Raw genomic sequence first — 14,287 nt, forward strand, 5'->3', positions numbered from 1 at the left:
CCCATGAGCTACCGCCTCAACGAATTCCGCTTCGCCCTGCCCGACACAGGGCTGCACGACACCAGCATCAACATCCTGCGCTTCGAGGCGCTGGGCACTTCGCTGATCGTCAGCCGCAGCCTGCTGGCCGAGGGCGAGACCCTGCAAAGCAACTTCGACGGCCAGTTGCAGCGCCTGCAGCAGCAGGTCAAGGATTTGCGCTTCCAGCCGGCGCAGGCCGTGCGCGTGGGCCAGGGCGTGGATGCCATCGAGCTGTCCAGCCAGTTCAGCAAGGGCAGCGAGAAGGTGTTCCAGTACCAACTGGCGCTGGTGCTGCCCGGCACCCGCAAGATGTTCGCCCTGAGCTACGTCAAGGCGCAGCCCTTGGGTGAGGCCGAGGCGGCGCACTGGGCGGCGCTCAAGCAGTCGCTCGATTTCGACAACCTGGGCTGACCCAGCGCCATGTCCGACGCGCTCTGGGCCGCCCGCGAAGGCGACGCGCTGCTGCACACCTCGGTGATGGCCGACATCATCGGCGGCGTGCTGGAAGTCGCCGCCAACGTCGCCATCGGCGCGCTGGCCACTGCCGCGGTGGCCGCCGCGCTGGGCCTCACCGTGGCCACCGGCGGGCTGGGTTGCTTCGTGCTCGGCGCGGTGGTCGGCCTGGTGGTCGGCGTGGTGATGGCCAAGACCGGCGCGGACACCGGGCTCAGTCGATTATGCGAGGGCATCGGCAACTTCCTCTTCCCGCCCACGGTGCAGGCCACCATCGCCAGCGGCTCGCCCGACACCCGCACCAACGGCATGCGCGCGGCCCGCGCCGCCGGGGTGGTGCTGGGCCCGATGGCGCCGCTGGAGGGTGGCGCCGAGGGTGAGGCGGGCGAGGAACAGGAAGAGACCTTCCTCGACATGGCCAAGGGTTTCTTCTCGCAGATGTGGCGCCCCACGGTCGCCTCGCCTGCGCCCAACACCCTGCCGGCGACCGACGACAAGGTCATCTGCAGCAAGCACCCGCCAATGCCGCCGCAGTTCCTCGCCGAGGGCTCCAGCAAGGTGCTGATCAACGGCCAGCCAGCGTGCCGCAGTGGCGACCGCAGCACCTGCGAGGCGGTGATCGTCGATGGCGGGCTGGTGTCGAACAACGTGCGCATCGGTGGCGAACCGATCGTGGTGCAGGAGATTCGCAGCGGCAAGACGCCGGGGATCGGCTTGGCGATCACCGCGTTGATGATGTTGCGGGGACGGGGGGGGAAGTTTTATAGCAAGTTTGGGTGCATGTTGGTGGGGGGGGTGGCGAACTTTGCCACCGGCCAGGCCATCGGGGCGCTGACCCGCGCCATGGCGGGTTCGCCAAACCCGGTCCACGCCCCCACCGGCGCAAAGATCCTGTGTGGCGATGACGAGCTGGACTTCACCCTGCCCGCACACGTCCCACTTGAATGGCAGCGTATCTATAACAGCCGTGACGAACGCCAGGACGGCCTGTTCGGCGCGGGCTGGAGCGTACCCTACGAAGCCTGCGTGCGCATCGGCACGGACGCCGAGGGTTGCGAATCGCTGTCGCTCACGGATGAGCAGGGACGCGTGGTGGAGATAGGCGCCATCCCGCCCGGCGATGCCGTTTTCAGTGTCGGCGAAGGATTGAGCGTGCGACGCGCGGAAAATGGCGAGCTGCTCACGGAAAGCCGCGAAGGCCAGTACCGGCTGTTCCAGCCCACCCCAGGGCGACCGAGCCAGCTGCGCCTGAGTCAAGTCGGCGACCGCAACGACAACCGGATCTACCTCGATTACGACGAGCAAGGCCGGCTGAGCCACCTGCGAGGCACCAGTGAGCGGCTCCAGGTGCGGGTGCACTACAGCCAGCGCTGGCCCCAACGTATCGATCATCTGGAGCGCTGCTACCCCACTGGCGAGACCGAGGTGCTGGTCAGCTACGACTATGACAGCCACGGCGATCTGGCGCTGGTGCGCGACGCTGACAGCAACGTGCTGCGACGCTTCGTCTACGATGATGCCCGACGCATGGTGGAGCACCAAACGCCGAGTGGCCTGCGCTGTTTCTACGCATGGGATCGCTTCGAGGATGGCTCGCGGGTGACGCGCCACTGGACCGATGCTGGGGATACCTATCAGTTCGACTACGATGTCGCCGCAGGTCTCACCCAGGTCACCGACGGCCTGCGTCGGGTTAGCACCCGACAGTGGAATCGGCAGTTCCAGATTACGCGCTACACCGACGCACTGGGCCATGTGTGGCATTTCGAATGGAACGACGAACGCCAGCTACTGGCGGCTATCGACCCCCAGGGTGGCCGCTGGCAGTACTTTTACGATGACTCCGGCAACATCACGCAAACGATCGACCCGCTAGGCCGCAGCGAGTCCACCCAGTGGCTTGAGCACTGGTCACTCCCCAGGAGCCAGAGCGATCTGGCGGGAAACCGCTGGAGCTTCACCTATGACGCTCGCGGTAACTGCATCCGCGAAACCGACCCACTCGGGCAACAGACCCGCTACCGCTATGACGCGCATGGCTGCCCGGCGGAAATCATCGATGCCACCGGACGGAGCCGGTACTTGCGCTGGAACGACCAGGGCCTGCTTGTGGAGCAAACAGACTGCTCCGGCTACCGGACACGTTTCACCTACGACCGCCGGGGGCACCTGCAAGCCATCACCGATGCCCTGGGTGAACAGACCGAATATCGGCACGACGTGCACGGCCGCCTGCTACTGACGGTGCTGCCGGACGGGCGCACCGAGCAGGTCGAGCGCGGTGCCAACGGCATGCCCACGCGTCATATCGACCCTGCGGGCAACACCACTCAATACAGCTACAACCGCCGAGGCCAGTTGACGGCACGCACCGACCCGCATGGTCGGCGCTTGGAATACCGTCATGACGACTACGGCCGGGAACTTGAACTGCGCAACGAGAACGGTGAAGCCTACGGTTTCGACTGGGATGACAGCGACCGCCTGGTGCGGGAGCGCAACTTGGATGGCAGTGCCCGCTGCTATGCCTACGACCCACTGGACAACCTCGCCCGGGTCGAATTCGTGCCTACCCCGGGCAGTCATGAACAGTCGATCGTCCACTGCATGGCCTACGATGCGGTCGGCCGGCTGCGACTCAAGCAGACCGACGACGGTCAGACCGACTACAGCTACGATGACCAGGACCTGCCCACCGAGATGCTCTTCACCGACCTGCACGGTGAGCGCCATCGCCTGGCCTTTGTCCATGACGCTCTGGGCCAGCTATGCGAGGAGCAGGGGCCCGCCGGCACGTTGCGACACCAGTATGATCCGCTTGGAAATCTGACCCGCACGCGCCTGACCGATGGCCGCTGGGTCAACCGCCTGTACTACGGTAGCGGCCACCTGCACCAGGTCAACCTCGACGGCAAGATCGTCTGCGACTTCGAGCGGGACCGACTGCACCGAGAAACACTGCGTCAGCAAGGGGCATTGCGCACCCGCAGTGAGTACGACCGAACAGGACGCCTGCGCGCACGACTGCGCCGGTCGGCGTCCAATCTGGACATCCTGCCGGCACCGGCTCAGCAGCGCTTCGACTATGACCTACTGGACAACCTCGCCGTGCGCCACACTCAGCGCCCAGGTGTGGATCACCGGCAGGTGCTGCACCACGATGGCGGTGGAAGGGTCGTCGCCAGCGAAGACCATCCAGCCGGCTACCACGAAGCGTTCCGCTACGACCGCGCCGCGAACCTGCTCGACACACCCCACTCAGGCACCGGGCTGGTACGTCACAACCGGGTGCTGACCTACCAGGACAAGCGCTATCGCTACGACGGTTTCGGCCGCCTCGTGGAAAAACGCAGCCGCCGACGCGGCCTTCAGCAGTTTCGCTACGACGCCGAGCACCGCCTGGCCCAGGTGCGCAACCTACAGCCAGGGCGGGAGCGGATCATCGACATGCGCTACGACCCGATGGGGCGGCGAATCGAGAAGATCGAGTCCACGCTGGATGGCCAAGTACTGTCGTGCACGCGCTTTACCTGGGAAGGCCTGCGCCTGCTGGGCGAGCAACGTCATGGCTTACAGACCCTCTATCTGTATGCGGACGACGGCCACGAGCCGCTGGCGCGGTTGGATGGCCACGGAGGCCATGCGCAGCTACATCACTATCACAACGACATGAACGGCTTGCCCGAGTCGCTGACCGATGCGCAGGGAGAGACGCTCTGGTCCGCGCGCTACTTGACGTGGGGCAACACGTGGGAAGAGTGGCGCGTGCCAGGATTCGTGGAAGAGCAGAACCTGCGCTTCCAAGGGCAGTATCTAGACCGCGAAACCGGGCTGCACTACAACCTGTTCCGTTTCTATGATCCGGATATCGGGCGTTTCACGCAGCCGGATCCAATCGGGTTGGCGGGTGGGGTCAACCAGTATCAATATGCGCCGAACCCATTTACGTGGATCGATCCTTGGGGGTTGCTCAACGAGGGTGAGGTTGCGGGATATGGAGCCAAGGCCCACCGAGGCGATGGATTGGAAGCCCATGAGCTCATGCGTAACAAGTTCCTTCAGGACAAGGGACTCGCTAAGAAAAAACGTCGCATGAAAGGCAACCCATCCATTGCGTTGAGCCCGGAAAACCATGACGAGGTTCACCGAGAGGAAAATCGTTTACGCAAGCAGATGGGGCTAAAGCCGAACCAGATGCTCAAACGCGGCAAGCTGGAGATCCGTCTGATGTCCGAAGCTATTTACAACTCCCTGGTCGTAAAGGGCAAGATCAGCCAACAACAACTCAGGACCGCTCGACGCTACGCCAAGTCGTTCGCCAAAGGCAAAGGATGTTATTGAACATGAAATCACAGAAGATCATTCTTGCTACCCAGAACCAAGGGTTTGGCCAGGTGGGCGGAGCTCCGTACCTGGATGACTCATCGCTCTGGCCACGCGCGCCGGACACTGGCGAACTGATGACACCGCTGGCCACATTGACTGAACGGTTTCTCCCGGTCACCTTCGTGCCTCCCGGAATGGGCCTGACTGTGTTTATCACCACCCGCAAGGGAAATGGCGAGTTCAGTCGCACGACCCAACGGCAATATACGGTGCATCAACAATCCGACCTGAAGGAAAAACTGGGCAACGGCTATACCCGGGTCATCCTGCACACGCTGACCGATGAAGCGCTCGTGCCGAACGAACCGGTGTTGCTGCTGAAACCCAGCTTTATCAACTTCGAGCCATTGACCGAAGACGAAATCACTGAAGAGCTGGAAGACGAAGACAGCGGTATTGAACTCAGCAAGCCCGTTGGACGCCCATCCTGGCTCCAGGATCCGATCTACGAGCCTAAGCGCTACTTGTTCCTGATGCAGTTACTGGATGCCGACCTGGCGCAATCCAGCCCTGAGCATGAGGGAATACTGGCTGAAGGCATCGGTTACCTTTACGTTGATCGGCAAGCACGTCGAGGAAAGCAAGGTGACGAAGCTGGCTTCTTCTTCATTCAGTTCACCTGAAATGCCGACGCCCCCCATTCGGCGCAGCGCGGGCAGCACAGACACCCCAAAACGCAACAGCCCCGGCATAGGCCGGGGCTGCTGGTCACACCCAATCGATATCAGAAGATGCTGATCGGATACTCGACGAACACGCGCACTTCGTTGCCGTCGTCGTTGTAGCTGTTCTGTTGCACGGCGTTGTTGGTGCGTACCCACGAACCGCGCAGCTTGACCGACAGGTCCTTGGCCGGGCCGTCCTGCACCACGTAGCGCAGCTGGTTGAAGATCTCGCGCTCCTTGCCTTCGCCGAAGCCTTGCGGGTTATCCGGGTTGCGGGTGTTGATGTTGTCACCCACCACGTAGGCGATCTTGTAGGTCAGGCCCGGAATGCCGAAGGCACCGAAGTCCAGGCCGTAGCCCAACTGCCAGGAACGCTCGTCCTCGGCGTTGAAGTCCGACCAGTAAGAGTTGGCCAGGTAGATGGTCGAACCACCGTCACCCACGCCCCACGATTGGTTCTGGTAGCTGCCGTAGTTGTAGCCAGCGCTGCCGGTGTTGCGCTGGTGGGCCAGGGTGATCGAGTGCGGGCCGAAGGCGTAGGTGGCCGCCAGGCTCCAGATGGTATTGCGGTCACCGTTGAGGCTGGCACGCTCGACGAACTTCTTGTCCAGGTCCGACTTGTAGCCGTTGAAGTCCAGGGTCAGGGACTGGTCGGCGGCGATCGGGAAGACGTAGTTCAGGCCCAGGTAGTGCTTCTTCATCACGTCTTCGTTGTCGGCGGTGTACAGCGACGCGGTGAAGTTGTCGGTGACCTTGTAGCTGCCGCCGAAGACGTTGATCGACTTCAGCACGCCGCTGTCGCGGCCTTCGGCGCTCTTGCGCGCTTCCTGGGTGAAGCGGCCGGCGTTCAGCTCCAGGCCCTTGATCTCCTTGGAGGTGATCAGCGCGCCGGTGAAGCTTTCCGGCAGCAGGCGCGAGTCGTCGTACTGCAGCACGGGCAGGGCCGGCATCATGTCACCGTACTTGAGCACGGTGTTGGAGACGCGGAACTTGATCGCGCCACCGGCACGCGCCAGGTCGTTCGCCGCGGCGCTGCGGCCTTGGGCGTCGGTGGTGTTCTCACGCTTGAAGAAGTCGATGCCCGCGCCACTGTTGCGGCCCTTGCCGCCGTCCAGGCGAATGGCGTACAGGCCGAAGGCGTCGACGCCGACACCAACGGTGCCCTGGGTGAAGCCGGAGGAGAAGGTGCCGATGAAACCTTGGCCCCATTGGGCGCGGTCTTTGGTGCCGTGCTTCTGGTCGCGGTTGATGTAGGCGTTGCGCAGGAGGACGCTGGCGTGGCTGTCCTCGATGAAGCCTTTGCTTTCGGCCTGCTCATTGGCCTGGGCCTGGGTCGCGGCAATCAGTGCCAGGGCGACCAGGCTGATCCGGGTGTTCAGCATTTTGCTTTCCTTATTTCCAATCAGAACGCTCTGCGATTTAAAACGCCAGGAAACCAACGCCCCTTCGTAGGTTCGACGCTATGCGGATCCAAACTGAAAGACCCGCTGTGGGTAACAGCGGGCCTGTGCAGCAGCATGGCCAGATCGTGGCCAGCAGGCGTTGGGCCGAATCCTAGCCGCGTGCGCTTTCGAATGTCAAAAAATCGTGAAATGAAGGTTGATATAACCAAATTAACGCTTTGGCCTAGTGCAATTCCATGCCCTTGGCCAATTGACTAGATAATCCTTCTCTTTTCGGGACTTTCGTACCGATCCCGCACGCTGCGGATTCTTGCCAAATTCGAGCGCACACAAGCAAACAAGAATCAGTTACAAGCTGAAACAAACGTAAAGGAACTCCCTGACAAACAGGCAAGCAAGAGCAAATAGCAAGCATTACCATTCGCATCCTTTTCTGCCCACCCTACTTTCGGATGCCTGTCATGCATGCTCCCTGCCGCCTGTCTCCCCTGACCCTGGGCCTGTCGCTGTTGTTCAGCGCAGGCCTGGCCAGCGCCGCCACCACCACCCTGCCGGAAACCTCGGTGACCGCCGACGCCGAGCGTGAACGCGACAACCCGCGGGTCAAGGATGTCAGCACCGCCACCCGCACCTCGACCCCAGCTCGCTACGTGCCACAAGCGATCGACGCGGTGAAGACCAGCAACGTGCTGGACTACGGCAGCAACACCCTGGGCAAGGCGCTGGAAGGCATCCCCAACGTCAGCAGCGGCGCCGACACGCGCTTCGACAGCGTGCGCATCCGTGGCTTCGACGCGAGCAACGACTTCTACCTGGACGGCGTTCGCGACGACAGCCAGTACGTGCGCGATATCCACAACATCGAGCGCATCGAGGTGCTCAAGGGCCCGGCGGCGGTGCTGTATGGCCGTGGCAGCCAGGGCGGCATCGTCAACCGTGTGAGCAAGGCGCCGGAGCACGGTCGCCGCTCGACGATCGAAGCCCAGGGCGGCAGCGAAGACCTGCGCAGCCTGTACGCCGACCTCAGCGCCGACCCCAGCGACGACGTCAGCCTGCGGCTGAACCTGGGCAATCAGGACAACAACAGCTTCCGCGACGGCGTCGACGGCAACCGCCAACTGTTCGCACCGTCCATGAGCTGGCAGCTGACCCCAGACCTGAACTGGCTGGTGCAGTACGAATACAGCCGTTACAACCGCACCCCCGACCGTGGCATTCCTGGCGTGGGCGGCCGCCCGGCCGACGTGGGCCGCGACACCACCTACGGCGACACCCAGCGCGACTTCATCGACGACAAGGCGCAGTCGCTGCGCTCGCGCCTGAACTACCAGCTCAGCGACAACTGGCAACTGCGCCACACCCTGGGCCTGTTCAAGCTCAACAGCGACTTCGACAACACCTACCTGACCGGCTACACCCCGAGCACCAACCGCGTCACCCGCCAGCGCTGGCAGCAGGACTTGAACACCCGCAACCTGTTCAACAACCTCGAGGCCGAGGGCGACGTCAGCACCTGGGGCCTGGAGCACAAGCTGCTGGTGGGCCTGGAGTTCGGCAACCAGCGCCGCGACCCGATCCTCTACACCGCCGCCACCAGCGGCGCGGGCTTCCAGCCGGTGCCGAGCCTGGACCTCGACAACCCCGACCGCAGCCAGCAGCACAACGGGCGCATGGTGGTGTCGAGCAACAACCACACCGTGGTCGACAGCCGCGGCATCTACCTGCAGGACCAGATCCGCCTGAACGAGCAGTGGCAGCTGCTGGCCGGCGTGCGCTTCGACCAGTTCGAGGTCGAGACCACCAACAAGCTGCGCGGCCTGCGCGAGAAACAGGACGACAACAGCACCAGCCCACGCCTGGGCGTGGTCTACTCGCCCTGGCGCGAGCATTCGTTCTACGCCTCGTGGAGCCGCACCTTCTCGCCGGTGGGCGGTGGCCTGATCGGCATCACCCCGGGCGCCACGGGCAATGCCAACGAAACCGCCCCGGAGCAGACTCGGCAGAAGGAGATCGGGGTCAAGAGCGACTGGTTCGACGAGCGCCTGAGCACCACCCTGGCGGTGTACGAGCTGGAGCTGTACAACCGCCGCACCAGCGACCCGAACAACCCGACCATCACCCTGCTGACCGGCCTGCAGCGCTCGCGTGGCGTCGAGCTGACCGCCACCGGCAATGTGGTGGGCAACTGGTACGTGCGCGGGGGCATCGGTATTCAGGACGCGACCATCGTCGAGGACAACAACGGTCAGGAAGGCAACCGGGTGAACAACGTCGCCCGGCGCAACGCCAGCCTGTTCGTGACCTGGAAGCCGGAACTGGGCTGGTACGCCGAGACCGGGCTGACGCTGGTCGGCGACCGCTATGCCGACACGCAGAACACCACGGTGCTGCCAGGGTACGGGCGCTGGGATGCGCTGGCGGGTTTGCGCACCCGTGACTGGGACGTGCGCGCGGCGCTGAACAACATCGCCGACAAGACCTACTACACCTCGGCGACCAGCGCGGCGCAGATCCAGTTCGGCGACCCGCGCAGCCTGGTGGTCACCGGGACCTACAGTTTCTGATTCGCGGGCCTCATCGCGGGGCAAGCCCGCTCCAGGGACGGCGCGGCCCCGCGATGAGGCCGGCACAGACACCCCACAAACAAAAACGCCACCGCATTCGCGGTGGCGTACTGCACGCTGACAATCAGTGCCAGACAGCCATCAAGGCCTCCAGCTCCGCGTCACTGATCAACCCCTGCGGGTATCGCCCGTCCAGCAATCGACGTGTGTCGGTCATCCTGACCCGCTCGCTTCCATGGTGCTTCAACCACTGCGCCAATACCTTGAGCGATTCGTGATTCATTCCCGATGGGGGCAATGCCGACTCACTAATTGCATTCATTTACACGTACTCCCCGGGCCGTGAGCGGCTAAATTACTTGGGTTTTGTTACAGAACGGCTTTTTCGTATCCGCTTGAAACGCAATGGAAAATTAATACAAGAGCTATGCCAGCAAAGCCCACCGGTCGTCATCCGGCATAAAAAAGCCCCTCAAATGAGGGGCTTATGCGAACACAGGAAAATCAGCGCTTGGCCGGTGCCGGTTGCTGCTGGGTCAGGCAGTGGATGTTGCCGCCGCCCAACAGCAGCTCGCGACCGGGGATCATCACCACTTCGTGGTCCGGGAAGACCTTGGCCAGAATCGCTCTAGCCTGGGCATCCGCCGGGTCATCGAAGCTCGGCGCGATGATCCCGCCGTTGACGATCAGGAAGTTCACATAGGAGCCGGCCAGGCGCACCGACGGGTCGCGCTCCTGGCTGCCGACCACTTGGTCGACGCCGGCACATTCTTCCTCGGTGGCGTACAACGGCCCAGGAATGGGCATCTTGTGCACCACGAACTCGCGTCCCTTGGCGTCACGGCTGTTTTTCAGCACCTCGTAGGCGGCGTGGCAACGCGCGTAATTGGGGTCGTTGGAATCATCGGTCCAGGCCAGTAACACTTCGCCCGGGCTGACGTAACAGCAGAAGTTGTCGACGTGGCCATCGGTTTCGTCGTTGTACAGGCCATCGGGCAGCCAGACGATGGTGTCGACGGCCAGGTGGTCACGCAGGATCGCCTCGATCTGCTCGCGGTTCAGGTGCGGGTTGCGGTTGCGATTGAGCAGGCATTCCTCGGTGGTGATCAGGGTGCCTTCGCCGTCGACGTGGATCGAACCGCCTTCGAGCACGAAACCTTCGGTGCGGTAGCGCTGGCTGCGCTCCATCTCGAGGATCTTGGTCGCCACTTCCTCGTCACGGTTCCACGGCGCGTACAGGCCGCCGTCGAAGCCGCCCCAGGCATTGAAGCCCCAGTCCACGCCGCGCACTTCGCCGTGGTCGTTGATCACGAAGGTCGGGCCGGTGTCGCGCACCCAGGCGTCGTCGCTGCTGATCTCGACCACGCGGATGTTCGGCAGGTCCAACTGGCGGCGGGCATTCTCGTACTGGCCGGCGGACACGGCCACGGTGACCGGCTCGAACCGGGCGATGGCCTTGGCCAGGGTCACGTGCGCGGCCTGGGCCGGCTTGCCGCCCAGGCGCCAGTTGTCCGGGCGCTCCGGCCAGACCATCCACACCTGGGTCTGCGGCGCCCACTCGGCGGGCATGTGGAAGCCGTCGGCGCGGGGAGTCGAGTTGAGGGTTTTCATGGGTAACCTCTGGGTGGCCCGGCGGGGGTGTGTGCCAGGGGGTTGGGGATGTGGGTGTCTGTGCGGGCCCTATCGCGGGGCAAGCCCGCTCCTACAACGACAATGCTGTCCCCTGTAGGAGCGGGCTTGCCCCGCGATAGGGCCGCCGAATGTAATAAATCTAACCGATATATATCGACTTTAAAAGCAACAACAGAGACCAATAAAGCATAACGATCACATTTAACTCGATACGAATCGAATCAAAGCCCTTCCGCCAGCACCCGATCCACACTGTCGACGAAATAATCCACACTCGCTCGCGTGGTGCACATCGGCGGCTTGATCTTCAGGATGTTCAGGTAGTCACCGGTCGGCTGCATGAAGATCCCCAGCTCCCTCAAACGGTTGCACAGGGCCATGGTCTCCTCGCTGGCCGGCTCCAGGGTTTGTCGATCGCGCACCAGTTCCAGCCCCAGGTAGAAGCCTGATCCATGCGCCGCACCCGCAAGCGGATGTTTATCGACCAACGCCTGCAAGCGCGCCTTGAAATAGCGCCCCACGTCACGGGCGTTGTCCCACAGCCCCTCGTCGCGCATCACGTCCAGCACCGCCATGCCGATGCGGCAGCTCACCGGGCTGCCGCCGGCCGAGGAAAAGAAGTAGCCCTCGGCCTCCAGCGCCTCGGCGATTTCGCGGCGGGTGATGACCGCACCCAACGGCTGGCCGTTGCCCATGCCCTTGGCCATGGTGATGATGTCCGGCACCACGCCCTGCTCTTCGAAGCCCCAGAAATACTCGCCCAGGCGGCCATAGCCGACCTGCACCTCGTCGGCGATGCACACCCCGCCACGGGCACGCACCTTGGCGTAGGCCTCGCGCAGGTAGCCCGGCGGCAACGAGATGCCCCCGGCGTTGCCGTACACCGGCTCGCAGATCATGCCGGCCAGCTGGCGGCCACGGGTGTCGAGATCAGCGAGCTTGGCCTCGACATCGCGCAGGTAGTCGGCGGCGCTGTCGGCCCCACGGTAGCGGCCGCGGAAGGTGTTCGGCGCCTCCACCGGATGCACCCAGTCCGGGCGGGTTTCCAGGGCCTGGGGGTTGTCGGCGATCGAGGTGGAGATGGCGTCGGTGGCCACCGACCAGCCGTGGTAGGCCTCCAGCACGCTGAGCAGGTCGCGCCCACCGCTGTAGGCCCAGGCCAGGCGGATCGCCAGGTCGTTGGCCTCGGTGCCGCTGTTGACCAGGAACACCCGGTCGAAGCCCTCGGGCGCGACTTCCAGCAGGCGCTCGGAGAACTCGGCGATGGCCGCGTAGTGGAAGCGCGAGTTGGTGTTCACCAGCGACCACTGGCGCGCCGACTCGGCGGCCATGCGCGGGTGGCCGTGGCCGAGCACCGCGACGTTGTTGAGCATGTCCAGGTACGCGCGGCCCTGCATGTCGATCAGGTAGTTGCGCCAGCCGCGCTCGATGTGCGGCGGCTGCGCATAGTAGTGCTTCTGCGAACGGGCGAAGCTGGCGTCGCGGCGCGCCAACAACGCCTCGGCGTCCACCAGCGGTGCGGCGTCGCAGTCGAAGCCCAGCAGCGCCGCGGGCGACGGGCACAGCGCCAGCCAGGCCTTGGCGTGGGACGGCGTGGCGAAGAACGGCGGCTGGCTGGCCGCCTCCAGGCACAGCTGCACGCGCAGCAAACCGCAGGCGGCGCCCAGCGTCTGGCCCTTGGCGACCAGTTGGCCATCCTGCGGCGCGACCTCCAGGCCATCGAGCCACAGGCTCCAGTGCGCGGTGCGCAGGCAGCCGCGCGCGTCGCCGGTGCGCTCCCAGACACCGGCTTGCGGGGCCTGCAACGCCGTGCCGGGCAGCAGGCTCAATTCCACGCCCAAGGCGCAGGTCGCCGGTTCTTCAGGGCGATCGATGTGCGTCTGCGACAGGCGGTACTGCCCATAGAGGCTGCTGGCCGGCGCCGGCTGCGCGGCCAGCAGTTGCTGGTCGAAGCCGGGCTGCTCCCAGTTGCCGGCCTCGCAATGCGGGCTGAGCACGCCGAGGTCGACACGGCGTACCGAGGCGCCGTCCAGGCCCGGCAGCAGCGGCGCGCAGCCGCTCAGGTCGGGCGCCTGCGGCACAAGGCGCGCCGCCTGCAGGATCGCCGCCTCCATCAACGCGGCGGGCACCGCGGTGGCGGTGTCGAAGATTTCCCATTCATGGGCGATGTTGTCGCGGGTGTACTGGTTGTGCGGGTCGACACTCAATTGCTGCTCACTGCTCAGCACCAGCACGGCGGCGCGGTTCAGCACCAGCGGCCACAGGGCGCGCAGCTCGGCTTCGGTCAGCGGGTTGACGGCCTGGTAGGCACTGACCGCCGGGAGGATGCGCAGCGGGTCGCCCTCGGCGTGGTGCAGCAAGGCCGCGCAGGTGACCGACAGGTCGGCGATGCGCCAGGTGCGCGAGAGGTCGCCGAAATCGATGACCCCTTGCAGTTGCCATTCGCGCTGGGCATCGCGGGCCCAGACCACGTTGTCGTCGGTGATGTCCAGGTGCACCGCCTGGCTCGGCAGTTTCTCGACCAGCGGTTGCAGGCGTTCGCGGGCTTGGCGCGCAGTCTTTTGCAGGCGCGCGCGCCGCGCCGGGTCTTTGAGCACCGGCAGCAGGTGCTCGATCAGCGCCTCGGCGTGGCGCGGGTCCCATTGCAAGGTGCGCTCCAGGCCCGGGTGGTCGAAGCCGGCCAGGGCCTTGTCGAGCCGCGCGCAGAGCGCGCCGAGCTCGGCCATCACGCACGCCGGCAAGTGCTTCAGGCGGGTCAGTGGCTGGCCATCGATGTATTCGAGCAGGCGTGCGCGCAACGGCTGGCCGGCGATGTCCAGCGCCAGCAGGTGCTCGCCATCGAGCGCCGGGCGCACGGCCGGCACCGGCAGCCCCTGGGCACGCAGGTAGGCCAAGGCCGCGTGCTGGGCCTCCAGCTCGACCTGGGCATAACTGCCATGGCACAGCTTGAGCACGAAGCGGCCCTGGTCGCTGTCCAGCCGGAAGTTCACGTCCTGTTGGCTGCCGAGGGGCACCAGGGCGCCGTGCAGGCCGTAGTAGGCCTGGGCGGCCTGGCTGGCCTGCTGCTCGGAAACCTCGGGACGGGGAAGGCTGGAACGGTGGATCAGGGTGTGCAACGGCATGGTGCGAAACCTCGGCCTCTTTTTGCCTATATCTCGCCATT

At 64.6% G+C, this 14,287-nt stretch carries 7 protein-coding genes; 4 read left to right on the forward strand and 3 right to left on the reverse strand.

All coding sequences use genetic code 11. The annotated features are described in order from the left end of the window. Positions 1-3 precede the first annotated feature (3 nt). From P0Y43_RS01285 to P0Y43_RS01295, 3 genes are read left to right on the forward strand one after another with little or no spacing between them, the layout of a single operon-like run. Positions 4-432, forward strand: coding sequence for a DcrB-related protein (locus P0Y43_RS01285; RefSeq protein ID WP_275635484.1), 429 nt, complete (start codon positions 4-6; stop codon positions 430-432). Positions 433-441: 9 nt separating this feature from the next. Beyond that, on the forward strand, positions 442-4,815 hold the full coding sequence (locus P0Y43_RS01290; RefSeq protein ID WP_275635485.1) for an RHS repeat-associated core domain-containing protein: 4,374 nt from the start codon (positions 442-444) through the stop codon (positions 4,813-4,815). A 2-nt stretch (positions 4,816-4,817) separates the two neighbouring features. Continuing rightward, the gene (locus P0Y43_RS01295) at positions 4,818-5,483 is read left to right on the forward strand and encodes a hypothetical protein (protein ID WP_275635486.1); all 666 of its coding nucleotides are present in this window, start codon (positions 4,818-4,820) and stop codon (positions 5,481-5,483) included. Between the two features lie 101 nt (positions 5,484-5,584). Here P0Y43_RS01295 and P0Y43_RS01300 read toward each other — a convergent pair whose 3' ends face one another. Then, entirely contained in the window at positions 5,585-6,907 is a 1,323-nt protein-coding gene (locus P0Y43_RS01300; protein WP_275635487.1) for an OprD family porin, read from the reverse strand. 482 nt (positions 6,908-7,389) lie between these two features. Between P0Y43_RS01300 and P0Y43_RS01305 the strand changes: the two genes are divergently transcribed. Then, entirely contained in the window at positions 7,390-9,492 is a 2,103-nt protein-coding gene (locus tag P0Y43_RS01305) for a TonB-dependent receptor (protein ID WP_275635488.1), read from the forward strand. 504 nt (positions 9,493-9,996) lie between these two features. Here P0Y43_RS01305 and aguA read toward each other — a convergent pair. Then, positions 9,997-11,103: an agmatine deiminase gene (gene aguA / locus P0Y43_RS01315; RefSeq protein WP_275635490.1), complete on the reverse strand. Its 1,107-nt coding sequence runs from the start codon at positions 11,101-11,103 to the stop codon at positions 9,997-9,999. 242 nt (positions 11,104-11,345) lie between these two features. Further along, positions 11,346-14,246: an aminotransferase gene (locus P0Y43_RS01320; RefSeq protein ID WP_275635491.1), complete on the reverse strand. Its 2,901-nt coding sequence runs from the start codon at positions 14,244-14,246 to the stop codon at positions 11,346-11,348. Between the last annotated feature and the right edge of the window lie 41 nt (positions 14,247-14,287).

The sequence above is a fragment of the Pseudomonas entomophila genome (assembly GCF_029193575.1).
Taxonomy (GTDB): Bacteria; Pseudomonadota; Gammaproteobacteria; order Pseudomonadales; family Pseudomonadaceae; genus Aquipseudomonas; species Aquipseudomonas entomophila_G.